Origin of the sequence: Flagellimonas aequoris, from assembly GCF_003584165.1 — a bacterium.
GTDB lineage: Bacteria > Bacteroidota > Bacteroidia > Flavobacteriales > Flavobacteriaceae > Flagellimonas > Flagellimonas aequoris.
On the sequence record NZ_QXFJ01000009.1, the window covers coordinates 217,584 to 244,037 of the forward strand.

The window sequence follows — 26,454 nt, forward strand, 5'->3', positions numbered from 1 at the left end:
TCTTTTCTTAATCGTTTAATTCGTATCGAGGACGTATTCTTTGCAAAATATAGGCATCACTTAAATCATTGTAAAAGCCTATTTGGCGTAGTTTCATTTTAAACGATTCTACATTTTCTTTAAAAGCTAAATGGGTATTCAAATCTGCATCCGCAAATCTTTCCTCAGACAAGCCATTAATAATTAATCCATAGCGTGTTCTTATATTATCCATCAATTCCTCTATGGAAAGGGTTTTTGTAGTAAAATGACCATCTTCTACATTTAGCACTAATATTTGAACTAGTGTCTCTAATAATCGAGTACCTAAGACAAAACGTCGCGGATGCTTTTTACTTCGTCCTTGAGCCATAAAGCCTCTTTCCGAATTCTTTTGTGAGAGATTATCAATCAGTTGTATATGATACCTAAATTGATACGCACCACGCGCTTTCACTATTAATTCAATGTATTTGTCGAAGTAAGAATCTTCGTACTTTACCATATCTTTTATCAGTTCCCGATCATCCTCTTCAAGTGAATTGTAGAGATTATCCCATTGGGTCTCAAAATATATTTCAAAACCCACAGGTTTTTCTGCTAAAATCTTAAGTGCTTTTTCTAGGTTTATTGAATTTGTCTTCTCCAACTTTAATCTTCTCAAAGCTGCGTTTATTTGAAAAGTAGCCTTGATGTAATCATAAATGCTGTTAGTTAAGCTTTCAGCGTCATAGCTCGCGAGTTTTGCGATTTTGCTTTCAAAATCATCCGTCGCGTCTACTACAATACTCCAATTATCACTATGGCGAATAGAACCTCTTTCTACCATTTCAGGCAAAAGAAAAACTAGCTTTTGTATATAAATTGATAAATGAAATGATGTTATGGTTTTCAAATAGTCTACCACAACGTTTCTTGGAATTTTTCTTTTATAAACCAGCAAACGTCTTACATCGTCACAGTAGAGTCTGGCTTGTTCTTCTAGTATTGGCTTGATTTGATTTAAAGAACTATTCGTATCTAAAAAACCTGGTTTAATATTTTTAATAATATGAAGTAGTCCCAGACTGTCTACATCTAAACCAGTTCTGATATTAATTTTATTAGTGGTGTTATCCCAACCTTCCATTAGAAAACTTTTGAGTTCTTCTTTTACCTTGGGATTTGCGCCAAGCATTAAATACACTTGATCTGCAGTATTATAATCTCTTGTATGGGCTGCATTTCTTACCCTATAACTTTCAAGGTGGATTGGTCTGAGAGAAGATATTTTCTCCTTATCCAAATTGCCTCTATAGACCATGTTTACCAGATTACTCCGCATCCAAAGCTCTGAGGCTTCCTTGTTCTCATTGAAGCCTTTTACAGATCCATCTTCTTCTAGTTTTCCAAAAACTCTTTGTAGCGTATCCAAGTCGATAAAAGAATTGCTTCTAGCTCGTTGTCTAGGCCTTATTCCATTATGCTTTAAGAGCATAAACAAATTCACAAATACATTATCTATGTTTACTGCTTTTGCATCCCCTGCATAAATAAGTTCATTTCTTAAGACGCTTTCTTCTTTATTTAGTTTTATCGCCATAATTATAATTGCATTGCTTTTATGCTAAGATGATTTTTAACATCCTTGCTTATTTCATAAAACTCAAGATTATCCCTTGTCACTATCACCTTATTATAAGTAAGGTTCTCAAGTAGATTTTTAAAGATGGTTAGCTCCACAAACTTTCCTCGTATATCATTAAGGGAGGGACTGTACCCTTGCTGAATAAAATAAAGCATTTCAAAAAGGTCAAGTGAAATAACTAATTCAATATGGGTTTCCTGCTTATGTCTAAATATCAAACTATCCGGTTCGTATTCTAGATATTTAACTAGATGATCTGTACGACTTACAAATAGCTCAAAATCATTTAAATCGAACAATCTGAATGATTTACTAAACGGATCGTTGATTTCCGAGGAACTTAACACCAGATTTTTTTGCCAAATTGCCTCATTTTCACATCCCTCATTCATTGATATAGCTCTTGAAATAGACATTTTGAGACGTAATAGCGAGTCTTCTGTTAGCTGCTCATATAAGCTGGGTAAAGCTTTTTTTATAGCGAGTGTATTTGTAGCTCTTTTGAAGTCTGTCCAGCTACAGCCTTTATAGGACTCTAAAGAAATCACTTCAATAAATTCAGTAGCCTGATTAATTATCGTCAATTGCTTTATTCCTTTTCCTTCCTCTTGCACCAGAGGTTTAATTTGTTTCAGGCATGCCTTTGTGAAAGAAGAATTATCAGCAAAATCTGCTTCATCAAACTTGAACTGTTTGTTTTTTGACTGTTCATCATTTGTGAGGTAACGTAGTTTTACGTCTGAAACACTATTCTCCTTTTCTACATTAAGTGCTTTATAAAAATTCTGTAAGGATTGATATGGAAGCCGCTTTTTATAATTACCTACACGTCCTTCGTAATATTGATGACGCACAAAGGACTTCTGAATTGACTTTATCTTATCCAATATTTCATTATCCTGTTCGTGAGCAGGCACCCAGATCTTGTTTGCATTGAAATCATCTAGCAAATGGAATTCACGATCAACAAATTCTAAATAATGTCTTTTAAGGTGCTGACCAAAAAACAAATCTCTATCTAGATTCGGTATGGCAACACTACCTATGTCCGTTTCTCTCAGTAATTTTACCAAACGATCGTTATCCCCAGAATCCTCATAATTTGGATTTGTAATGTTGAAATAATATAACTGCCAATATTCTTCTGGCTTATTGAATAGGCGGTTGTATACATCATCTACTTCTTCACAACTATGGTCGCGTGCAATCATAAACGCTATGAAAGATCTTAAGTCACGCATTGTAATGTGCAACTCGCGTTTTAAACCAACTGTACGAAGTAACCATTCCAATCTTGTGATAACCTCGTTACCAGAAGCAGGATCATTCAAAGAATCAACATTATATTTAATGAAACACTTGTTTGCTAGCGAGCAACCTTCGCACTTAGTCCAAAGACTTTTCTTAGTCAAAGCTTTGATTTGCTGCCTAAAGAGACTGGGTTCCTCACCGTCTATAGCAGTAATTGACCTCAAGTTAAGGTTGATAATCATTAATCCTGGAGGTAAATCAAAATGACCTTCTTTATAGAAATATTGGTCAATAGTGTCGTGTAGCGACTTGTATTTTTTAGAAGTTTTTAGAAATTCTACCAATCGTCCTTCATTTATTGCAATGATTCTTCCTTCGTTGGCTTTATTAAAATTTTTGAGCCCTTCAAAAGGATGAAAGAACGATTCTAGAACTTCATTATTTACTTTCCCGTCTTCATCCTGTGACCCGTCATAATTGCTTTCAAACGGAATACCGTTAACTTCAAATTCAGCACCATTTTTATGATCAAATCGATTTAGTTTTTTAACGCTAGCTGCGTCTTCAATCTTTCTGATGAAAGCCGTCTTACCGTCTCCCGCATTTCCGGTAATTATTATTAATTTAAAGCGTGCATCTAATATATCTGGAATTAATTTTCTATCCAGTTTAGATGGTGAATATGTGGCCTCGTCATATTGTGATCCCCGATTATTAACACGTGTTCCCCAATTACCAGACTTTGATTGACTATAAAGCGAATTAATATAATCAACCATATCAATTCCTTCAACATCTATCTTGTGTTCTTTTAAACGGTTGGTGTTTTCTTTAAAAGAGCTTTTTAAGGCATCGTACACTTTAAGGATGTTTCCATCATTAAAATTACGTGCACCACCTTTCCAAAAAACCTCATTTATCAAGACTTCATTATCAACTTTAATTACCACTTTCAATTTCTCTTTTAAAGAAATAGAGGTTTTGTAGCCGTCGATTTTTTCTTTGAATTTGTTTAAAGAAGAATATATTGTTTTCCGCAATTGACCATAATTTGACATTTCATTTAATAGAACAATAACTGTACTGCCTTGTCTAATTGAAACTTCTGTATGATATTCTTTCTGATCAAGTACTACAGAACCTGCTTTTTCTTTGTTCTCTGAGAGGAGATTTTCAACTCCGATTTCGCGTAAGCGGTCTAACATGTCTTGAGCAGAAGAAAAGCGCTTATCACCATTTGTTGCAATTGCTTTCAGAAGAAACTCAGAAAACTTTTCCGAAATTCTTTGATTAATCGTCTTAGGGTTTTCAGGCTCAATACTTATTTTAGGAATTCGACCTTGAGGCCAAGGGTATTTTTTAGTAACTAGTTCATATAAAGTAATTCCTAATGCAAATGTATCCGCGGAAAGATCCCAATTGATATTATGCCCATCCACTAAATCTGGCGCCAAATACGGGTTGGTTCCAACATATGCCTTATCATCTTCCTTAATCGAAGCCACGTTAAAATCAATCAGCACGAAACGTCCTTCATTATCCCATATAATGTTTTGCGGTTTTACATCACGGTGTAGAATGGGTTTTTCTCTATTTTGTAAATAGCTTAACGCGGAGAGCATATCCTCTGCTAGTTTATAGACGGTTCCTATAGGTAAGTTAGCATCGGTTTTTGTGTAAGTGCTTAAATTATCTCCGTCGAGAAACTCTGTTGTCGTGTAAAATTGTCCATAACGGGTTTGTCCATTCCATACGAACTTTACAATATTAGGATGATCAAGTTCTGATAGTGCTTTGTACTCATCTATTACAGAAGCAACACTCACACTTTCATGAAATAGTTTTAAGGCAAAATCACGCCCTTGTAAATCATGTTTCGCCTTAAAAACACGGGAATAGCCCCCACGTCCTAAAATTTTATGAATAATATAGTCATCTACACGATTTCCTTCTTTTAAATCATATGTATCTGGTTGGTCATTTGTTATGGAAGAATTTGTTGGCTTCGTAGATTCTTTGCTTGAAAACTCAACTTTTAAAGCTTCTTCGATATTAGTTTCCAATTCTTCTATACTATCAATACGCTTATCGCTGTCGGTTAAGATGGTTTTTAAACAGATATCATCTAGCCATTTTGGTAAAGAACTATTTTCAGCAGACGGTAATCTGTCCGGCGGTAGTTGTCCACCTAGTTTATCAAGCTCAAAAGGATTTTTTATAGGTTCTTTTCCTGTAAATAACCAAGCTATTAATACCCCTAACGAATAAATATCTGATGCTCTAGATGCATCTTTGGCGATAAGCTCTAGAGGATGGTACGCAGTAGCGCTATATTCATTAATAGTAGGCATTACGGTATAGCCATGGTCATTATGATCTGTAAAGTATGACTTTCCAAAGTTTCCTAAATATGCATATCCATTACTTAAAAAGATATTGTCAGGATTGATATCCCTATGGAAGATATTCTCTTTGTGTGCTGATTTTAAAGCACTCATCACATTCTTTATGATACTTACACGTTCATCAAAAGTGAAGGTTTTATTTCTTGAAGCTGAACGCAAAGAATCTTCTTCCATCAAATCTGTGATTTCATAGAAAAGATGATTTTCTTCATCTAGTTTGAACTCTACAGGAAGAATGAAAGGATTTGAACGGATTTTTATAAGCGCATTGTATTGATTTAAGATACTTTCTTCGCGCTTTAGCAATTCTACTGGAGACAAACCTAGCACCTGTAGCGAATACTCTTTAACCCTTTTACGTATGTTTGAAGTCACATTTTTCGGCTTAACCAAATACTCTACATAATTATCCGATTCTTGTTTTAAGATTTCTACAATTTGGTAGCCTTGTACTTCTTTCTTCTCATTTGGAGATTTTTTGTTTTGTTCCCCAATCAAGAACTGAACAATATCATTTTGAACGTCGACAATCGCTGCTTCCCATTTCCCTATTTGTTCGGGATCTTGAATATAATCGATTAGTTCATCGGTAAGTATAAATGATAGTTTTCCTGCTTCCTGTCTGAGATTTGGAATGAATGAATTAGGATATGAAAGCGTTACCATATTCTGAATCCAAGCCTTTCCCCAATCCCTGTTAGCCTCCTTAAGTTTTGAGGCTAGTATAGCTGTTTTTTGACGACCAGTTTTAAGCGGATTGGGCTTTTGTCTGTCATTGATGTACCAGTAATCATCCGCACCTTCAATTCGGCCTTTCCAATCTTTATTTTCTATATTGTAAATAGCATGAGGAGCAACAACAATCAAATCATATTCCCAAAATTGAGTTCTATTATTTCGAGGGTTCGTAGAAGCAATTTCTACATTTGGTATCAAGAAATAGTTGTCAGGGAGTTTTATCTGTAAAAAATCTAGTAAACGCTTCTCCCCTGCATTTACTACTGTTTCAAAATAGGGTGGTTTTATTATTTTTGCCATTGTTCTATTTCCTTTTCCACTAATGCTATTGCCTCTTCTTCCTTTAACAAGGCTTGATATAACATAGTATGGGCTTTTTTTACTGATTCATCTATTTCATTCATGACAGCTCTGTCCAGAATAGGTACTGGAATATCCTTGAGTAGCGCAGGAATCGGCCTACAAAGTTTAGTACCTGTTTGTGTTGATCTAATCATTCGAAATCCATAGTCAGATGAAAGCCAGCTAAATAAATATCCCGATGGAATTTCATCTTTTGTTCTCATGCGAATGAACTCACCTGCAACTAATTGCCCATCTAATTCTTCGTTTGCAAAAATCACCCTGCTAAAGGTTTCCCCCTCTCCCAAAGTCCCAACACCAGCAACTAAAATTTCTCCATAACGCACAAAATTTTCGGTGCTTACATATCTTCTAGATATCAATTTTCCAGTTTTTCTGAAATTGAATATATCAGACTGATTTAACAGTTTAATGGACTTATTAGAATTAATTGCAACTCTTTTAAAAGAGCCTGTAGAAAAAAACTTATTACTGTCAAGGCAGTTAACCAACTCTGTATGGTGATTCATTTTTACAGCATTGATAACCTCTTCAATTCTTTTTGAATAATTAAAGGCGTTTATTGAAATGCTAGTGATTTCTGAAATGTTCCGAGTAAAAGTAGATACAGCTCTATCGGAAGAATGATGCCCGAAGTATTCAAAGTTTTCCTTTTTGAGAGGTTTTAAGCCTGTGGAATTTTTAAGTGAATTTTGAGCGTCAGTTAATAATATATTTCCTTCTACCCTTAATTTTGATGATTTAACAATTAAATTGTGAATCTTTTCAGTCAATTTAGTCGAAAAAACCGGCACTAATGTTTTTCTTATTCCCGAAGCCTCTATATAACGGACAACTGAACCGGAGGCGTTTTTATTAAGCTGAGATTTTCCGTATTTAGAGGTTAAAAATGCATACACAAAACCATAAAAAGAATTTGATGACACATCTACTCTACAAACATTATTCGCATAACAAATACCAGCACTAATCTCATTTACTAACCTTGTGTTACCTATTGTCCCAAATCCTGTTACTAGAATCTGTCTATCCTTCACAATAGCCTTAACTTTCAAAGCTTGTTCCTTATTTATATAGACATTATTACCTTCTAATGTGTTAGGGATATCGCTACTTTGACAATATTGTATTGCTTTTTCAGTATTTTCACAGAACTGTCTCTTGAAAATCGGAGGATTCCAAACTTCAGCTAGCTTCTTAAGTTGAACACACTTGTCACTATTTTCTTCTAACAATCTACTATTTATGGCATCTTTATTTAAAAAATAACCACTATTCAGCCTATTAGACTCATGAATCAATTGACTTCTGACGGAAGATATAATCATAATTTATCTATTTAAAAAATCGCGATAAGCGATGAGAATTCCTTTAAGATCATCATCAATTTGCTTGACCTTCTCCTTTCTAATTTTAAGAATTTTTTCTCCGTTTTTCTTTTTGGTCAAATATTTAGTTTCGGTATTAAAGATTAATTCAGCTCCATCTTCATCTTTTAAATATATTGGACTGCCTCTACGATCTTTACCCAATTTTTCTGCAATTGCCATAAAAATGTGATAATCTTCTCCTTTTCCCTGCGCCAATTGCCTCTGCTCTTCAGTTTTCTTCTCAAGGAATAAAAGTGAAGATTGGACTCCAACCTGTGGCAAAAAGGCTTCTACTGGAAGATCGATTGATGCAAGAATTTTAAAGCGATCTAAAACCCACTCACGCACACCTTGCATGTTGGGATTTCCCAAAATACCATCGGGCAAAACAATTGCCATTCTACCACCCTCTTTTAGAAGATTATAACAAGCCTCAATAAACAAAACTTCTGGCGCACTACTATACTGGCTCAAATAATAGCGCGAAGCAATTTCCGTTTCGACCTTTACTTTGGCACCAAATGGTGGATTGGTAAAAACCATATCAAACTTTCCACGGGCATCGGTAGTATATACATTTTCAATATCCTGCATAGCTCGGATACTCTCTTCTATCGTGCGGTTTATTTTTTCAACCTCTGCGGGGTGCTCCCATAGCGGATAAGCAAGTGAGTTCACGTGAAAAATGTTGGCGTGGCCATCACCTCCCATAACCATGTTCATCCGCGCTGCTTTCTTCAGGTCCGGGTCGAAATCAAATCCAAAAATACTACGCTCTGCATAGGTTCGAACGCGCTCGTTCACTTCTACCGAATTATATTTTTCTTCTAGCAAAGGCCCTTCTAATTCTGGATACATATATTTTGTAATCTGTTGGCGCACGTGATCAAGAACCATTACCAGAAAACCTCCGGAACCACAAGCAGGATCCAATACACGATGGTGCTCTTTAGGGTCAAGCATTTGTACCATAAATTTCACAATGTTACGTGGTGTAAAGAATTGCCCTGCCTCTTGTTTTAGCGTATTACTTACTATAGTTTCATAGGCTAGACCCTTTACATCTACGGAAGCATCTAGGAAAGAATATTTTGAAAGTCCTCCTGCAATAAAGGCTAGACCCTTATCTGTAAGGTCGATACTTTCGTTTCCTTGGAATACTTCCGAAAACAGATTATCGTTCTTAAGTTCTTCAAAAAGGCCCTTAATTCTTTTTGCAACGGCTCTACGACCTTCTTCGGAGTTCTGTTCTTTGACACCTACCCAAAATTTACGACGGTAGCTTTCGCCATCCGGTAACTCCATAAATCTGCGCTTCTCATCGTAGATTTTACAGAAAATTAGGTTGAGCAATTGCCAAAAGGCATCTTTTTTTCGACCTTCATTTCCATAAATATAATCATGAGAACGTTTGAATACTTTAATCAAAGAGTCATTTGCTGGCGTGCGTGTATGCGAGCGATCTGCGCGATCTAAATCTTCTAAGGTTTCTCCTTCTCCCGGAAAGTCCGATAAATCTGTAAATTCAAAATCGAAGCCAATTCCATCATCTTCCTTTTGTAGAAAATGATAGCTAGAGCCATTTGCCCAAAGACCAAACTCACAATTATTAACCGCACCCATTGCATTCTCCAAAGTAGCAGCAAGACCTTTTTTCTTATCGGTTTCCTTAACCTTATCATCTTGTACTACGCACATGCGAATAATAAAATCTTGTTCGTGTGGTTTGTCCTTTTCAAAAATGGTTAAATCTACCTTTTGTTTTTTAGTTCGACCAGTATCTGGATCTTCGTATTCAATGGTAAAATTACGCTCCATATCATCTAGGTCGAATCCATATTCTTCATTAAGCATTAGGATTACAGATTGCAAATTGCTTTCTTGAGCCTTAATTTTCTTTACTTCTCCCGTAAGTATGCAAACAAGCTCATTATCTTCTAATACTACTTCTTCTTTACCTTTTATAGCTGTGGCCATATAAATAATAGTTGTGTTTAGTTAAGTTGGTTGATTATATTTTCTATACTATTTAGCACTTCTTCAAACGAGAATGCCTTGTGGGTTTCTATTATTTGATTGATCAGTTTACTGTCTTCCTTTTTATTATTTTCAGTAGTTAATATTTCAACTATGGAAGCTTTGGTTTTTTGATGGGTTTTGAGCAGTTCATTGATATCCTTTCCTATGAGAGTTGCGCCGCCGGTAATTATTGAAAAAGGTTCAGCTCCATAAATTTCATCATAGTGTTCCATAGCAGCTCGTTCTGAATTAATATTGAGATAGTTTTCTAATATGAATCCCATATCATCGGCATCCTTGTTGTTTTTATGATTTCGGTCTTTCCATGCCGCTATTTTCAATAAAAAAATGCCACTGAGGGTAGCAATTTTGATATCAGTCTCTTCATCGATACTAACAGATAAAGCTGCTTCATCGGCGGCCGAAAATCCTAAGACCGACATAGCAAACTCCTCTTCGGGTGGCCAGAATATCCTACTATCCTGTTTCATTATTTCTCCGAAAGGCACAATATCCAATTGAAACTTACCCTTGTAGATAAAGCGTTGTTTTTGGTTCTCGTCCTTGGTAAAATTTTCAAGACTTATAATTTCCTCTTCAACTTTTTTCCATTGTTCCCAATCATTGACTGTAATCGCAATATCAAGATCATGTGTTAAGCGTCCAGATTTTTCATTATGCAATTCCATGATGATATCCCTAGCTGTAGCACCTATGACGAAAAAGGAAATTCCCGCTTCCTTGAAATACTCTGTAAGCTCCAATAAAATGGGCTTTAATAGCGGATGAGTAAACCTACTACTAGATATATTGTAACTCATTCTCTAGTATTTGTTTTGCCATCTCTATGTTTCTGCCGTAACCGCTATTAATCAAATCAGTATATATCAAAAGCGCAGGGGCTACTCTAGTGTCATCAAAATCATTCTTCCAAAATTTTTGTAGTACTTCAATTTCCCCATTTTCACTTGGCACTAATCGAAGCACTTTAGCCAATTCTGATAGTTCTAGGTCAGTAAAAAGAGTAAAGTGTTCTGGTCTTAGGTTATCGGTAAGGATTGCACCACCAGGTTCGCCACCCCAAAGAATTGTACCAAGATTAGATTGTGTATCTATATTTCGCCAATTTTGAACATAGTCTGAATCCATAAAACGCATGCGTTTTCTTATAATTCGTGGCCTAAGCACAGAGTTGAACTCGACAAGCCAACGTTCTAAGAGTTCAGTTGTGTTCTTAAGAACTCGTTTTTCATTGGTTTTTAGAAGGAAGTTTAAGTCTTCAAGCTCTGCCATAACATTACTTACTGAGCCGATAGAGACATCTGCCTTTTCCGCTATTTTTCTATAAGAATCTTGAAGATGTTCAGGCTTAGACAAAAGATGAAAAAGTATCTTTAAACCAGCCTCTTGAAAAGCACGAGATTGATTTGTTTTTTCTCTTTTTGGTTTTTTCTGTCCTTCAATATATATTACTAAATCATTATGTTTAATGAAGGCATTGCCAGCTACATCTATATAATTGATAAGACGTTCCTTCAATTCCTTTGCGGCCATTTTAGAAATATACTCGGCAATTAAAATAACAGGCCTACTGTTACTATTTTTCATCTCCTGTAATTGAGATAATACTAGGCCTTGATTAGAAGTTCTAACAGCAGATTTTGCTTCGACGACAAACTGCTCGTTTTTGATTCGTAGTAGAGCGTCATAATTTTGACGGCTACTATCTATTTCTATGGGAATATTTATAAGCTGCTCAAGCTTAGAAGTAGCTTCATATATGAAGTCATTATTACGATACATAGCTTTTTTTGTTCATTATTTTTATTTGTTCAGCGACAATGAACATTCAAATATAATGAACACTATGTTAATTACAAAATATTCCTTTACAATAATATTAATGTATCCAACATTAAGATTTCTTGCTTTCAAACACCTTCAATACAATCAAGATTTTGAATTGAAGGTGTTTGAAAGCTGCTTTAAACTCGTAAGGGAGTTACTAATGAGCTTGTATTTGACATAAATTTTGAACCAATATAGATAGATACTATATTAAAAAAGGCACGCCAAAAGCACGCCATTAAATAAAAAAGGCAGCTACATTTTCATGTAACTGCCTGATTTTAACGCTCCCCCTCTTGGGCTCGAACCAAGGACCCTCTGATTAACAGTCAGATGCTCTAACCAACTGAGCTAAGGAGGAATTTTACCTTAAGCGGGTGCAAATATAACAGATTCTTTATTACACCACAAACAAAAAAACAGCTTTTCTATTTAAAAAGCCATTTATACAGATCATTACCGTTGGCAAACAGCAATAGGGCAATCAAAAGGAAGAAGCCCACCATTTGGGCATACTCCAAAAACTTATCGCTAGGCTTGCGGCCCGTAATCATCTCATACAACAGGAACATCACATGCCCCCCATCCAAAGCCGGGATTGGCAAAATGTTCATAAACGCCAAAATAATGGAAATAAATGCCGTAGTGGCCCAAAAGGCCGGCCAGTTCCAGGTATCGGGGAACATGCCCCCAATAGCTGCAAATCCGCCAACTCCTTTGTAAGCTCCAGTTTCTGGGTTAAAAATCTTTTTCAACTGCTTCATGTAGCTCGAGAGGGTAGACACCCCTTTGTTGATTCCGGCAGGAATGGCCTCCAAGAAAGAATATTTTTGCGTCTCAATCCTAAATACCCCTTTGTCCTGAAAATCTTCCATGGTGATAGCAGCGGTTTCCAAGCCCAATTTGGCATCCTTGCTCACTTGTGCCTTAACATGGTGTTCCGTACCATCTTCCCTTTTTACAAGGATATCAACCTCTTTTCCTTTGTTGTTATCCAATAGGGTCATCACCTGATCACGATACTTAGCGGGTGACCCATTGATGTTCAAAAACTCATCTTTTGGTCTAAAACCTGCATTCTTGTTATGCGAAGTATCTGGAACCTGGTTCACGATAAAGGGCACCCTGAAACTCAAAAAATGGATTTTGTCCTCATCCTCCAACAAAGTGGAAATAAAATCCACTGGAATTTCCTTCTCAATCCGTTGGCCATCCCTTTCTATGGTAATATTGTTCCCATTGATCAATTCTGCAAAAACACTCCTGAAGGTTTTCAACTCGTTGCCATCCACAGCAATGATTTTGTCCCCGGTCTGGATTCCCAACTCATCACCAATGGATTTTTCGGTGACCCATACCCCATCCTTCAAGCTGTCCATGGGAATATACTCGTCCCCATAAGCATAGGCCATGCCTATATAGATGACCACCGCCAAAATAAAGTTTACGGTAACCCCTCCCAACATAATGATCAAACGTTGCCAGGCCGGTTTGCTACGGAACTCCCAAGGCTTGGGTTCTTCCTTCATCTGTTCGGTATCCATGCTCTCATCGATCATTCCGGAAATCTTCACATAACCGCCCAAAGGCAACCAACCGATACCATATACCGTTTCCCCTATCTTCTTTTTGAACAGGGCAAACTTTACATCAAAAAAGAGAAAAAACTTTTCCACCCGGGTCTTAAAGATCTTTGCCGGTATAAAATGCCCCAGCTCGTGCAGGACGATAAGCAGGGAAAGGCTTAGAAAGAATTGTATGGTCTTTATCAATATAGGGGTCATCAGTCACAATTTGTTAAAACGCACAAAAGTAACCTTTTAAGAAATGATAAAAAAACCAAGGTTTTGTTCACTCATCGATTTAAGAAAGATTTAGCAACAAAAGTTGAGTTTTATCATGGCAGATCATCCCTTGGGCCGTAATTTTGCACCATGGGTTCTTTTTTTGCCAAATACAAGTTGTTCGGATTGGTGTTCCTTGGTCTGTCGGCCATTATCATCTACCTGTTCTACAATGCACTACAGCCCGAAAATATACTACCGGTATACCAGCCTAACATGGTGGACAAATCGCTTGTGGACAGCACACTCTACTACAAAAAGAAGTACCACACCATTGCTGATTTTGCCTTGGTGAACCAAAATGGGGATACCATTACCCAAGACAATTACAAAGGGAAAATCTATGTGGCAGATTTCTTTTTTACCACCTGCCCCACCATTTGCCCGATCATGACCAAAAACATGGGAGAGATACAGGCCGCCATTTTGGATGACCCCAATATCATGCTCCTATCGCATTCGGTGACCCCGGTGATCGATTCTGTGCCTCAACTGAAAAAGTATGCCTTGGAAAAAGGAGTGGTGGACAGCAAATGGAATTTGGTCACCGGAGATAAAAAGCAGATCTACGAGCTGGCCCGTAAATCGTACCTAGCCGTAAAGACCGATGGAGATGGCGGACCGTATGATATGATCCATACCGAAAACTTCATCTTGGTGGACAAGGAGAAAAGAATCCGTGGTTTTTATGATGGCACCAATCGGGAGGAAATCAACAAGCTGTTGGGAGACATCAAGATCCTTGAGGCCAGTTATAAAGACTGATGTTAAACGTTTTTGGGATGATGGCAGATTATTTATCATTTTTACTTATTTTTGCCCTTAATTAAATTCAATCTAAATAAGCTTAGTGGCTACTGTTGCAGACCTCACCCAAGGCCAAAAGGGAATCATCAAAGATTTTGCGGAACATGTTCTACCGATCAAACTATTGGAACTCGGGTGTTTGCCCGGAAACAGCATTGAACTGATCCAAGTGGCCCCTTTGAACGATCCCATTTACATTAACCTAAGTGGAAGCCACATAGCCATTAGACGATCACTGGCCGAACTCATTGAGCTGGACATCATTGAAGAAACCCAAGCCCTATGAGCAAGAATATCAACGTTGCCCTGATCGGTAATCCCAATACCGGAAAAACTTCTGTATTCAACCAACTTACCGGGCTCAAACAAAAAGTGGGTAACTATCCGGGCATTACGGTAGAGAAAAAAGAGGGCATCTGCAAGCTTCCCAGAGGGGTAAAGGCCCACATTCTTGATCTTCCCGGCACGTACAGCCTCAACACAACCTCTTTGGACGAAAGCTTGGTGGTTGAGTTGCTGTTGAACAAGAACGATAAAGACTATCCCGATGTGGCGGTCGTGATCAGCGATGTGGAAAACCTGAAACGGAACCTGTTCCTTTTCACCCAGATCAAAGACCTGAAGATTCCCGCTATCCTGGTCATCAATATGGCCGACCGTATGTCCAGAAAAGGGATTTCCATGGACATCGAGGCGATGGAAAAAAAGCTGGATACCAAGATTGCCTTGGTCAGTACCCGGAAAAGACAAGGCATAGAACGGATCAAAGAACTCATTGCGGATTATAAAAACCTGTCTTCCGCGCCTAATGTAGATGCCAAAAGAATATCCCCCGAGTACTTTGAACGACTTCAAAAAACGTTTCCCAACGAGGATCTGTACAAACTTTGGCTGGTGATCACCCAAGATGTGAACTTTATGCCGATTGAGAAGAAACGCATTGAGGACGTCACATCGTTCACCACCAAGTCCAAGGAAGAACTCAAAAAATTGCAGCACAAGGAAACCGTGTTGCGTTATCAGTTCATCAACAACACCCTAAAAGAGACCTACAAAGTGGATTTCTTGGCCGCTAAGGGCTTCCGTGCCTCCCTGGACAAGATACTGACGCACAAGATTTTCGGTTATCTCATCTTCTTTGTAATCCTGCTCACTATTTTCCAAGCTATTTTTGACTGGAGCAGCTATCCCATGGATTTTATTGATGAGCAATTTGCTCTGGCCAGCGAATGGATCAAAAATACCTTGCCTCCCGGGGTCTTTACGGATCTTTTGGCCGAAGGCATCATTGCAGGGATTGGTGGTATCGTCATCTTTATCCCCCAAATTGCCTTTTTGTTCCTTTTTATTTCCCTTTTGGAAGAATCGGGATACATGAGCCGGGTGGTTTTTTTAATGGATCGATTGATGCGACCCTTCGGACTGAGCGGAAAAAGCATCGTGCCCCTCATTTCAGGAACGGCTTGTGCCATACCCGCTGTAATGGCTACCCGAACCATTGAAAATTGGAAGGAAAGGCTCATCACCATTTTAGTGACACCGTTCACCACCTGCTCCGCCAGACTACCTGTGTATTTGATTTTGATTGCGTTGGTGATTCCAAAGGGAACCATTTTAGGACTGAGTTATCAAGCCCTGACCTTGATGCTTTTATACCTCATCGGATTTGGCATGGCCATATTCTCCGCCATGATCCTGAACAAGATTTTGAAAATTAAGAGCCGATCGCTCTTTATGGTAGAGATGCCCACCTATCGCCTACCCTTATTGAAAAATGTGGCCTATACCGTTTTGGAAAAGACCAAGAGCTTTGTGTTCGGGGCAGGGAAAATCATCTTGGCCATCTCCATTGTACTTTGGTTTTTGGGTTCCAACGGATACTCCGAAGATTTCAAGAACGCCGAGCAGATCGTGAACGATCGCATTGAACAGGAAGGCCTTAGCACATACAGTAAAAACTATATCCAGAACAATATTGATGCCTATCGGGAAAATGCCTTGGCTGAAGGTATTACACCTGAAGTCATTCAAGATTCCATACAGTCCATGACCCACGATCTAAGGGAAAGGGCCGAAGCCCAGGAAATTGCCAGCTACAAGTTGGAACATTCCTACATAGGCCAGGCCGGAAAAGCATTTGAACCCGTTGTAAAACCTTTGGGCTACGATTGGAAAATCGGTATCGCCGTGCTCACTTCCTTTGCGGCCCGTGAGGTATTTGTGGGGACTTTGGCCACCATATACAGTGTGGGGAGCGATGAGGAGGAAACCATCAAAACCAGAATGGCCGCCGAACTGGATTCTTCGGGGAGGCCGTTGTTCAACTTGGCCTCCGGTATTTCCTTGATGCTTTTCTATGCCTTCGCCATGCAGTGCATGAGCACACTTGCCATTGTAAAACGGGAGACCAATTCTTGGAAATGGCCCTTGTTCCAATTGGGCTTTATGAGTGTTTTTGCCTACCTTGTAGCATTGTTAGCCTATCAAATCCTCATCTAAATGGAAACGGTTCAGCACATATTGGTCTATCTGATCTTGGGCATGGCCGTTGCCTATTTGGTGTACAAGTTTCTTCTTCCCAAGTCCTTGATCCATGGGAGCAAGAAAAATTCCAAGGGCTGCGGGCAGGACAATTGCGGTTGTAGCTGAGCCTCTCTTCACATAAAGACCCACAACCTTTGCTTCCTTTCTTAGGGCATTCTTTAATTTTTTTTCATTCTCGTGTAACCTTTCTTAATTTCCTGACTATATAAAGTAAACGCCAACTAAAAAACATCTTTTGGAAGCGCTTTCAGATGAAATGATCATGCAAAAAGTGGCCGAGGGCAATTTAGATTTGCTCAAGGTACTTTTTGACAGGCACCACAAACATGTGTACAATTTTCTGTTCAAAATGTCGGGAGACCGCATGTTGAGCGAAGACCTGACGCAGGATGTTTTTTACAAGTTGATCAAGTATAGAAGTTCATACCATATGGGGTCTTTCAAGTCTTGGTTGTTCACCATAGCCAGGAACAATTTAAAGACACATTTTACAAGGCACCACAAAACCTTTGAAGACATTGAGGTATTGGCCTACCAATCGGCTGAAGAGGTACATGATATGACCGAAAACAATGCGCATTTGCAAAATGCATTGAACCGATTGTCCCCAGAAGATCGTGAGCTGATTTTCCTGAACCGCTATCAGGAAATACGGTACGAAGACCTTGCGGAAATCATGGGCAGTACCCCTGGAGCGATCAAGACCAAGGTCTGCAGGATATTAAAAAAATTGAAGGAAATCTATTTAGAAACGATATAACCATGGAAAACGAACACGTTTTGGATCTTATCCCCGAATATTTGGATGGCTCCCTGGACAACGAGACCATGAAAGACATTCAACGGCACTTGGAAAAATGTCCTCAATGCCAACAGGAAGTAAAGGAAATGGAAACGCTCCTCAAGGCGTTCAAGAACGATGTGGTTCCCGTTCCTTCGGAACGTTTAAAATCAAGGTTTGAAGAAGCTTTGGAAGCGGAAAAAGCAGCTATGGGCAAAGTAGTTCCCTTGTCGTCCAAAACGAAAAAATATGATTGGGCCAGTTCCGTACTCAAAATTGCGGCCAGCATTGCTCTTTTGGTAGCTTCCTTTCAGATGGGAAGTGTGTTCCAGCAGAAAAAAATTGATCAGGAATTGGCCAATTTAAAGGACGAAAACCTGAACATGAAACAGACCGCCATGCTTTCCCTTATGGAAAACCAATCGGCCAGCAAACGTATCCAAGGGGTAGCCTATATTGAAGAGTTCGAGAACCCGGATGAAGCCATTATTCAGGCCTTGGCCAACCGATTGCTCAACGATGAGAACGATAACGTACGGTTGACCGCTTTCGAGGCCCTATCCAAATACACTTCCTCGGAAACCGTAAAGCATGTGCTCATCGAAGCATTGGAGAAGGAAAAAAATCCGAGTATTCAGGTGGCGATTATACAGACCTTGGTTCAGATCCAAGAGAAAAAAGCGGCCGAACCCATGAAGAAATTGTTGGAAAATGAAGATACCCAACCATTCATCAAGGAACAGATCAAAGCAGTATTACCAAGTTTAACATAAATATCAAAAAACGAAAATCATGAGAAAATTCACCATTATCTTAGCCGTACTCTTTGCCAGTGCGGTAGCCCAAGCCCAGGCCGATTATACCAAATCGTTGAGTGGCATCCAATGGGTAAAAATCGAATCCAAGGCAGACGTAACGGTAAAAACCCACAGTTCCAATGAGCTGTTGATCAAATCCGGTCCATCAATTGAAACCCCAGAAAGGGCCAAGGGCCTCAAATTAGTGGGAGATGGCGGCACCGATAACACCGACGTTGGCTTTTCCGTAGTCCAAGATGGCAGCACCCTTATCGTTTATAACTTAAGAAAAACCGGTGATGCCGAAATCTACCTGCCAAAAAACCAAAATATTTCCGTGAAGAGCACTTGGAACGGGGATATCGATATTGACGGGTTTGCTGGGGAAATTGAGGCAGATGCCCAATTGAACGGTAGTGTCAGGGTCTCCAATGTAAACGGTCCAGTAACCGCCAATACCTTGAACGGGGAACTTACCGTAACCTTCGGTACGGTAAAACAAGATTCACCCATTTCCCTCTACTCTACCAATGGTGCCGTAGATGTGTCCTTACCCAGCAACACGCCTGCCAATCTATCCCTAAGCACCCTGAATGGCAATGTGTACACCGATTTCGATATTAAAGCTGCAGAAAAGGACGGTATGCGAACCTTGTTGGGTAGAAACATCAAATCCACCATCAACGGTGGAGGGGTCAGCTTTTCCATGAAGTCGACCAATGGGAACATGTACCTGAGAAAAAAATAGTCGAAATCAAAAATCAAAAAACGAACAGTCATGAAAAATTTCATCCTAGCCTTGATAGGTCTCTGCACCCTATCCCTGAGCGCCCAAAAAATCATTGAAAAAAACATTAACTATTCTGGGCAATACATTGAACTTGATGTAAAATTCGCATCCAACATCGAAGTGAAAACGTGGGACAAATCCACTGTCTATTTCAAAGCGGACATTACCACAAAAGATGGAAAATTCATCGATCTATATAATTTGGACATAGACGAAAGTAACTCATCCATCACAATCTCGGAAGATGCCATTCCGGTATTCAAAGCATTCCAGGATGAATGGGACAAAAATCATCCAGGAATGAAGGAAAGAGGTTTTATGGAAGATAATACCTATACGTTCAACTACGTGCTCTATGTGCCGAAAAATGCTTCTTTCAAGGTGAGCAGCATCAATGGTGAGCTTCAATCCGACATTATTGAAGGTAATTTCACCGCTGACCTGATCAATGGGGACATCGACATCAAAAAGTACAACGGCGACATGGACCTACAGACCATAAACGGGGCCATTGACTTGGTCATGAAGGATACCCAAATGGTGGCCGAAACCTTGAACGGGAACATTTACGCCGATGAAAAAATGAACCTTACAGTATCCAAGCGTCATGTAGGGCAAAAAGTAGAGGGTAGTTTTGGCAATGCCTCGCACCGCCTGAAACTGAACACGATCAACGGTAACGTATACTTAAGGCTCTAAATCACAACAACGCGGTATATCTGAAACATGACCCAATCTTGTGATGGGGTAAGAATTGTGTTATTCAAAAAAATAAATTATGAAAAAATCAGTGATTGTCTTTTCAGCACTTCTTTTGTTTTCATGCTCACAGTCAAAATCGGGCAAACCAAATATGGAAAATCTGGGTAATGACAGCATTACCCAGGTTGAAAATAATCGTATAGCAGTTTTAAATGAACTTAGAAATGAACTTCTTTTAACCTATGGCACAATTGATGGATGGTCGAGGGTTGACATGGGACCATGCGGTGAGTTTGCCTATGCCTTCTATGAAGAGTGGAATTCCAGGTTCAAAGACTCGGTCAATATTGTTTTTATGATGAAACCGGATGGTTCAGATTGCAACCATGTTCTTGTAAGGTTGCCAGATAAAAATTTGTTTGATGCCGGACTTGGGGTTATGGATGAAAGTGCCCTAAAGCTTGTTTTTATTGAAAGTAAAATTGAGGACATGGTTCATTTTGATTATGACTTATTAGAAAAATGGTCATATGGATTGCATCGAAAATATTACAATTGCCCAAACTATTCGGACAGTTTATCAAGAAGTATATTAAAACGCCATTTTGACAAACTAGCATTACAAAATAATGGAAGGTAATTTAGGATGGCAAGCATACAATTCTTTGCACAACGCCATAAGCATAAAAGTTGTGACCTATTCAAAATGAATATGATAATCTGCAATTAGTGACGAAGACCCTAAATCAAATTGGAAACAAAGGAATAGAGCAATAGGGCCCAACCGATTACCAATAGCAATCCCCCAATTGGGGTAACCGGACCCAAAAACCGAAGTTTTTCCCCTTTGGCCGCACTTAAACAAAGTGCATAAATACTGAAGGAAAACAGCAACGTACCAAAGATGAAGCAGTTGACCATGGCCGAATCCAATGGTCCGTCAAAACTTAGGTTAAAACCAAGTACCAAAAGCACTAGGGCATGGTACATCTGATATTTGACCCCTGTCTCAAAACTATGTAAGAGTTCGGGGGTCAATTTCTTTTTAAGGGCGTGGGCACCAAAGGCACCAAAAACCACAGCCAGTAGCCCGTACAATGCTCCCATAAGTTGTGCCATAAACAGTGTTCCCATTCGTATTCTTTTTAAAGATTTATGTTGATTATGTAATCCGAGGTAATGTGAAAGGCACATTCCTTGTATTTGGGTGGCCCGAAGGTTTTCATCTCGGCATTCGAAAAGGCCACCTTTTCCCTGGGGATACCCAACCAATTGGTATCCAGTTTGCCATTATCGTTTTCATCGTGGAAGACGGCCAAGGCATATTCCCCTGCGGGCAGGTTTGCAATCTTTAACACAACGCTGCCTTCATTGGCCTGCACACTTTCCGTTGTCAAGACCTGCTCAAAGGAGAGAAAGGCTTCATCCGAATTGTAGACGGCCACATTTACTTTACCTTTTTTGGATGACACATTGTTCACATGTACCGAAATGGTGTTTTGGGCCAAGAGTATCATGGGAAAAACCACCAAACAGAAAACAAAAAAAATCCTCATCATTCTTTTCCTTTGGAAGACATACGATCTTGCAAGTCCGTTTGCAAAATAGAGTATAATTCTTGGGTTTGAAGACTATCCTGCAGGTTGATGTACATTTTGAGCGAGTCATGGTACACCAGTTTGATCTTCTGCTGCCGTAGGTCGTCCACAAAAACATACACCTTGGCTTGGGTGATGGAATCCTTAAAAACCCCTTTTTCCTTCATCCCCCATGAAAAGCCACTGGAGCGTTCCATTTCGGGCAGTTTATCTACCAAAAGAACACTATCAATCTCGGCCAACGGAACCTTCTGGTAGTAGATACCTGAGAAAATTCTAAGGTTGCCTTCCTCTATCTTATGCCAATTTTTGTAATGCTCCACAAAAACGAGCACGCAAAATACCAAGGTAATCACGATCAGTACATTCCAAAGCCAATGTCTTTTCTTTTTGCCCATATTGTTAGATACGGTTGATGGATTTAAAGGTAGTGCAATTCAAATTAGCATTCAAAAATGCCCATTCCTATTATCTTTGGAACATCAAGAACCACCATTATGGATTTTACAGGAAAGAACGTACTGATCACAGGGGCCTCACGCGGCATCGGAAAAGCCACCGCCATGGCCTTCGCAAAAAAAGGAGCCAAGGTCGGGATCAACTACAGGAGCCATGACGAGGCAGCCCAAATGACATTACAAGAACTTCCCGGGGAAGGTCATTATCTTTTTAAACGGGACATTTCCCAAAAGGAAGAGACCAAGGCATTGATCGATGATTTCATCAAGGTTTATGGCCAATTGGATGTTTTGGTGAACAATGCGGGCATTTCCATTTTTCATGAATTGGACCATGTGGACTTTGATCATTGGACCCATGCCTGGGAAAAAACTTTTGAAACCAACCTCTTTGCGGCAGCAAATCTCTGCTATTGGGGAGCCAAGGCCATGATGAAATCGGGTGGCGGACACATTGTCAATGTCTCTTCCCGAGGATCTTTCCGGGGAGAGCCCACCAAACCCGCTTATGGCGCAAGCAAGGCCGCCCTGAATGCCATGAGTCAATCGTTGGCCAAAAAACTGGCCCCGTACCACATTTATGTGGGGGTTGTGGCCCCAGGGTTCACCGAGACCGAAATGGCACAGGAAACCCTTACCCCTGCCGAACGTGAAAATCTTTTGCGGGAATCTCCCTTTAAACGGATGGCCCGACCGGAAGAAGTGGCCCATGCCATATTGTTTTTGGCATCGGAAGGTGCCGCCTATTCTTCTGGTACCATTATCGACGTGAACGGAGCCTCCTATTTGAGATAAACCATCGATGAAGGCATCTACCATAGCACAGCTCAAAAAAGAACTCCAATATAAATCTTCGGATGAAGTGGTCCAACTGTGCTTGCGATTGGCCCGGTTCAAAAAGGAAAACAAGGAACTCCTTACCTACCTGCTTTTTGAGGCGGACAGTGAATCGGGATATATAGCATCCGTAAAGCTAGAAGTGGACGAGTTGTTTTCTGAAATCAATGTGAACAGCTATTTCTACATCAAAAAAAGTGTCCGGAAAATCCTCCGAATCATTAAAAAGTACATCCGCTATTCAGGCAACAAAGAAACCGAAGTGGAACTACTGCTCTATTTCTGTGAAAAACTGAAAGCCCTTCGGCCTTCCATCCACCGTAATACCACTTTAAAAAACTTGTACGATAGGCAATTGATCTATATCGAAAAGAAATTGCCCCCGCTCCATGAAGATTTGCAATATGATTTTGGGGAGCAATTGACCCATTTGAAAAGCTAGTTTGAAGTATTCTCAACAGTTTCTTTAGAATGGTTAAAAATATGGGGGACATCCTCACAAATGGTGAATCATTTTCAATCGTATTGAGTAAATTGTAGCTTTATTTAACTACTCATAACCAACACCGACATCATGGGAATGCTAAAAACCTCAACCAGAACATGGCTGCTACTGTCCATGTTCCTATCCTCATTGTTCAATTACGCCCAGAATGCTCCTACCATGCAAGTGGACACCAGTTTTTATAGCGGTTTTAAATGGCGAAACATTGGCCCAGAAAGGGGCGGCCGATCGTTAGGCTGCGCGGGAAGCCCCTCAAGACCCAACGAATATTATTTTGGGGCCACTGGTGGTGGACTTTGGAAAACCGTTGACGGGGGCAACACCTGGTCTTGTGTAACCGATGGACAGGTAACCAGCTCCTCTGTCGGTGCTGTTGCAGTAGCGGAGACCAATCCCGATGTGGTCTATATCGGAATGGGCGAAACCCAATTAAGGGGAAGCATCACCCAAGGGGATGGCGTGTATAAAACCACCGATGGCGGCAAAACATGGATGCACTTAGGCCTAGAAGAAACCCAAGCCATTGCAAGGGTTCGTGTTGACCCTACCAACGAAAATATCGTTTACGTAGCAGCCCTTGGTCACCCCTATGGGGACAACGAAGAGCGTGGCGTCTTTAAAAGTATAGATGGTGGAGCTACCTGGAAAAAAGTACTTTATGTAAGCAATAAAGCTGGCGCAGCCGATTTGATCATTGACAGAAACAACCCCAATACCCTTTATGCCAGTACGTGGCAGGTATATAGAAAAGCCTGGAAAATGTGGGGCGGTGGGCCGGATTGTAAGCTTTGGAAATCCACTGACGGTGGTGAAACGTGGACCGACCTTACCCAAAATGCAGGTATGCCCAAGGGTCCTATCGGGAAAATCGGTGTTACGGTTTCTCCTGTGGATTCTAACAGGGTCTGGGCCATTGTGGAAGCCAACGAAGGTGGCGTTTTTAGATCGGATGATGGAGGAAAAACTTGGGAACTTACCAATAACGAGCGCAAATTAAGACAACGTGCTTTCTACTATTCCAGAATTTATGCGGACCCCAAAGATAAAGATGTGGTCTACGGATTGAACGTGGGCTTTTTCAAGTCCACCGATGGCGGGAAAACCTTTGATGTGACCATAAAACCTCCCCACGGCGACAACCATGACCTATGGATAGACCCGAACAATCCCGAAAGAATGGTCAGTAGCAACGATGGTGGAGGTATTGTAAGCCTTAATGGTGGTAAAACCTGGACCGATCAGGATTATCCTACTTCGCAATTTTACCATGTAATGGCCACCAGTGATGTGCCCTACCATGTAGCGGGTGCCCAACAGGACAATACCACTTTGGCCATGCCCAGCGATGGATGGGATTTTATGCAGGCGCGTGGACCCAATAAAGGTTGGTACTATGCCGTAGGAGGTGGTGAAAGTGGTTGGATCACACAGAGCCCAACCAATCCCGATATTTTTTATGCCGGAAGCCAAGGAGCCTTATTGACCCGATATGACCGAAGCAATGGCCAAACCCGGGACATACAGGTGTACCCCCGATTTTTCTCCGGGGAACCTGCGAGTGCCCTTCCCGAACGTTGGCAGTGGACCTTCCCGATCATGTTTGCTCCCAAAAATCCCAATGTGATGTACACTTGCTCCCAACATGTTTGGAAAACGACCAATGATGGTCAAACATGGGAAAAAATAAGTCCTGATCTTACTTATGCCGATCCCGAGACTTTAGGCAAAACGGGCGGTGTAATCACCATGGACATGAACGGACCGGAAATTTATGCCACAGTTTTTGCCTTGGCGCCATCCTACCATGACATCAATACCATTTGGGCAGGATCGGATGACGGCAAGATTAACGTTACCCGTGATGGCGGCAAAACTTGGACCGACATCACCCCAAAAGACCTTCCGAAATTCTCTAGGGTCAGTATCATTGATGAATCTGTCCACAATCCTGGCACTTTATATGTGGCGGCAAACCGCTACCAAGTGGACGACCGCGAACCCTACGTTTTCAAGACACATGATTATGGTAAAACCTGGACCAAGATCATTACCGGAATTGAAAAAGGGCATTTTGCAAGGGCCATCCGTGAAGACCACCAAAGAGAAGGCCTTCTTTTCTTGGCCACGGAACACGGGGTCTATTTTTCCATCAATGATGGGGATAACTGGCAGTCCCTTCAGTTGAACCTTCCTGATACCCCGATCAGGGATTTGGTCATCAAGGACAATGACGTAGTGCTTGGTTCGCATGGCAGGGGGTTCTGGATCTTGGATGATATTCAACCCCTTCGCGAATATTCTCCCGAGCTGAAGAGCAAAAAAAATGTCCTCTTTAAACCAACCGATGTCATCCGGGGTATTTACAATGCCAACTTCCAATATTATCTGGAGGAACAGGTAGATACCATCACTTTTGAAATACTGGATGCCAAAGGAAACCTGATCGACTCCTTTGGAGGGAATCAGCCTAAGTACAAAAAAGATGATGACGATTCTTGGTACAGCAGGGGAAGTAGCACCAAACCCACCACGGCCAAAGGCATCAACACCTTTACCTGGAACTTAAGGTATCCCGGTCCTACTACTTTTGATGGCATCATCATTTGGGGTGGATCGGTCAAAAACGGTCCAAAGGCACCTTTGGGCGCGTATAAGGTCAAAATGAAAGTAGGAGATGAAGTGGTACAGGAGCTACCTTTTCATGTGGTCATGGATCCCAACTTGAAAGGCATTACGGCAGAAGATCTGGACAAACAATTTGAATTGGCTTCCAAGATTACCAAAAAGGCAAGTATTGCCAACGAGGCAGTGATCCAGATCAGAGGCATCCGCAAACAATTGGATAGTATCGGCAAGGAAATCACAAGCAAGCAGTTCAAAAAACTTTCAAGTGGTCTTATGGAGCCCCTGACCGTTGTGGAGGAAGATCTTTATCAAGTTCGGAACCAGTCCGGACAGGATCCCTTGAACTTCCCGATAAAGCTCAACAACAGGTTCATTTCCCTTCAACGCAGTATTGAAAATGGCGATGCCAAACCCACTGATGCTTCCTACGTAGTTTTTGATGAGCTGTCAAAGGAACTGGATATCCATATCGGAAAATTGAACAGTATACTGGAAAAACAACTCCCAAAAGTGAATGCCTTTTTGGAAAAAAATGGTAGTGCTACCATCAGTTTGGAATAACAACA

General features: G+C 40.3%; 22 protein-coding genes and 1 tRNA gene. 12 read left to right on the forward strand and 11 right to left on the reverse strand.

Going from position 1 to position 26,454, the window contains the following annotated elements:
• Positions 1-7: 7 nt before the first annotated feature.
• From mads7 to rseP, 8 genes are all read right to left on the reverse strand, one after another.
• Positions 8-1,561 (reverse strand): methylation-associated defense system protein MAD7, encoded by a 1,554-nt coding sequence (gene mads7, locus D2U88_RS03730; protein ID WP_119638957.1) that lies wholly within the window; start codon positions 1,559-1,561, stop codon positions 8-10.
• 2 nt (positions 1,562-1,563) lie between these two features.
• Complete coding sequence (mads6, locus tag D2U88_RS03740) at positions 1,564-6,300, reverse strand: methylation-associated defense system protein kinase MAD6 (protein WP_235855714.1); 4,737 nt, start codon at positions 6,298-6,300, stop codon at positions 1,564-1,566.
• A complete protein-coding gene (gene mads5 / locus D2U88_RS03745) occupies positions 6,288-7,691 on the reverse strand; it encodes a methylation-associated defense system restriction endonuclease subunit S MAD5 (RefSeq protein WP_119638958.1) in 1,404 nt (467 codons plus the stop codon). The genes mads6 and mads5 overlap by 13 nt, the downstream gene beginning before the upstream one ends.
• 3 nt (positions 7,692-7,694) lie before the next feature.
• On the reverse strand, positions 7,695-9,710 hold the full coding sequence (gene mads2 / locus D2U88_RS03750; RefSeq protein WP_119638959.1) for a methylation-associated defense system DNA methyltransferase MAD2: 2,016 nt from the start codon (positions 9,708-9,710) through the stop codon (positions 7,695-7,697).
• A 17-nt stretch (positions 9,711-9,727) separates the two neighbouring features.
• On the reverse strand, positions 9,728-10,573 hold the full coding sequence (locus D2U88_RS03755; RefSeq protein WP_119638960.1) for a nucleotidyl transferase AbiEii/AbiGii toxin family protein: 846 nt from the start codon (positions 10,571-10,573) through the stop codon (positions 9,728-9,730).
• Positions 10,554-11,555: a type IV toxin-antitoxin system AbiEi family antitoxin gene (locus D2U88_RS03760; protein WP_119638961.1), complete on the reverse strand. Its 1,002-nt coding sequence runs from the start codon at positions 11,553-11,555 to the stop codon at positions 10,554-10,556. Before D2U88_RS03760 ends, D2U88_RS03755 begins: the two co-directional genes overlap by 20 nt.
• Positions 11,556-11,887: 332 nt before the next feature.
• Positions 11,888-11,961 (reverse strand) — tRNA-Asn (locus D2U88_RS03765).
• Positions 11,962-12,028: 67 nt separating this feature from the next.
• Positions 12,029-13,384 (reverse strand): RIP metalloprotease RseP, encoded by a 1,356-nt coding sequence (gene rseP / locus D2U88_RS03770; RefSeq protein WP_119638962.1) that lies wholly within the window; start codon positions 13,382-13,384, stop codon positions 12,029-12,031.
• Positions 13,385-13,534: 150 nt separating this feature from the next.
• On the opposite strand from rseP, the gene D2U88_RS03775 reads away from it, so the two are divergent.
• The 9 genes from D2U88_RS03775 to D2U88_RS03810 all read left to right on the forward strand — a co-directional run bounded on the left by D2U88_RS03775 (position 13,535) and on the right by D2U88_RS03810 (position 20,505).
• On the forward strand, positions 13,535-14,209 hold the full coding sequence (locus tag D2U88_RS03775; RefSeq protein WP_119638963.1) for an SCO family protein: 675 nt from the start codon (positions 13,535-13,537) through the stop codon (positions 14,207-14,209).
• 85 nt (positions 14,210-14,294) lie between these two features.
• Positions 14,295-14,537, forward strand: coding sequence for a FeoA family protein (locus tag D2U88_RS03780; protein WP_119638964.1), 243 nt, complete (start codon positions 14,295-14,297; stop codon positions 14,535-14,537).
• Entirely contained in the window at positions 14,534-16,750 is a 2,217-nt protein-coding gene (gene feoB, locus D2U88_RS03785; RefSeq protein ID WP_119638965.1) for a ferrous iron transport protein B, read from the forward strand. The genes D2U88_RS03780 and feoB overlap by 4 nt, the downstream gene beginning before the upstream one ends.
• Positions 16,751-16,900 carry a hypothetical protein gene (locus D2U88_RS19475; RefSeq protein WP_182859093.1) on the forward strand — a complete coding sequence of 50 codons (150 nt, stop codon included), beginning with the start codon at positions 16,751-16,753 and terminating at the stop codon, positions 16,898-16,900. It begins immediately after the preceding gene.
• Positions 16,901-17,030: 130 nt separating this feature from the next.
• A complete protein-coding gene (locus D2U88_RS03790) occupies positions 17,031-17,555 on the forward strand; it encodes an RNA polymerase sigma factor (protein WP_147378520.1) in 525 nt (174 codons plus the stop codon).
• A gap of 2 nt (positions 17,556-17,557) precedes the next feature.
• A complete protein-coding gene (locus tag D2U88_RS03795) occupies positions 17,558-18,349 on the forward strand; it encodes a HEAT repeat domain-containing protein (protein WP_119639026.1) in 792 nt (263 codons plus the stop codon).
• A gap of 19 nt (positions 18,350-18,368) precedes the next feature.
• Entirely contained in the window at positions 18,369-19,121 is a 753-nt protein-coding gene (locus D2U88_RS03800; RefSeq protein WP_119638967.1) for a DUF4097 family beta strand repeat-containing protein, read from the forward strand.
• A gap of 30 nt (positions 19,122-19,151) precedes the next feature.
• Positions 19,152-19,862 (forward strand): DUF4097 family beta strand repeat-containing protein, encoded by a 711-nt coding sequence (locus D2U88_RS03805; protein ID WP_119638968.1) that lies wholly within the window; start codon positions 19,152-19,154, stop codon positions 19,860-19,862.
• 79 nt (positions 19,863-19,941) lie between these two features.
• On the forward strand, positions 19,942-20,505 hold the full coding sequence (locus D2U88_RS03810; RefSeq protein WP_119638969.1) for a hypothetical protein: 564 nt from the start codon (positions 19,942-19,944) through the stop codon (positions 20,503-20,505).
• A 101-nt stretch (positions 20,506-20,606) separates the two neighbouring features.
• Here D2U88_RS03810 and D2U88_RS03815 read toward each other — a convergent pair whose 3' ends face one another.
• Genes D2U88_RS03815 through D2U88_RS03825 form a run of 3 tightly spaced genes read right to left on the reverse strand, consistent with a single transcriptional unit; the run spans position 20,607 to position 21,861 of the window.
• Positions 20,607-20,999 carry a DUF423 domain-containing protein gene (locus D2U88_RS03815; protein WP_119638970.1) on the reverse strand — a complete coding sequence of 131 codons (393 nt, stop codon included), beginning with the start codon at positions 20,997-20,999 and terminating at the stop codon, positions 20,607-20,609.
• Between the two features lie 11 nt (positions 21,000-21,010).
• On the reverse strand, positions 21,011-21,424 hold the full coding sequence (locus tag D2U88_RS03820) for a DUF2141 domain-containing protein (RefSeq protein WP_235855715.1): 414 nt from the start codon (positions 21,422-21,424) through the stop codon (positions 21,011-21,013).
• The gene (locus D2U88_RS03825) at positions 21,421-21,861 is read right to left on the reverse strand and encodes a hypothetical protein (RefSeq protein ID WP_119638972.1); all 441 of its coding nucleotides are present in this window, start codon (positions 21,859-21,861) and stop codon (positions 21,421-21,423) included. The genes D2U88_RS03820 and D2U88_RS03825 overlap by 4 nt, the downstream gene beginning before the upstream one ends.
• 57 nt (positions 21,862-21,918) lie before the next feature.
• Here D2U88_RS03825 and D2U88_RS03830 point away from each other — a divergent pair, with 57 nt between their 5' ends.
• The 3 genes from D2U88_RS03830 (at position 21,919) to D2U88_RS03840 (ending at position 26,449) form a co-directional block, all read left to right on the forward strand.
• Entirely contained in the window at positions 21,919-22,716 is a 798-nt protein-coding gene (locus D2U88_RS03830; RefSeq protein WP_235855716.1) for an SDR family NAD(P)-dependent oxidoreductase, read from the forward strand.
• A gap of 7 nt (positions 22,717-22,723) precedes the next feature.
• Positions 22,724-23,200: a hypothetical protein gene (locus D2U88_RS03835; protein WP_119638974.1), complete on the forward strand. Its 477-nt coding sequence runs from the start codon at positions 22,724-22,726 to the stop codon at positions 23,198-23,200.
• Between the two features lie 132 nt (positions 23,201-23,332).
• On the forward strand, positions 23,333-26,449 hold the full coding sequence (locus D2U88_RS03840; RefSeq protein ID WP_220473477.1) for a VPS10 domain-containing protein: 3,117 nt from the start codon (positions 23,333-23,335) through the stop codon (positions 26,447-26,449).
• The last annotated feature ends 5 nt before the right edge of the window (positions 26,450-26,454 follow it).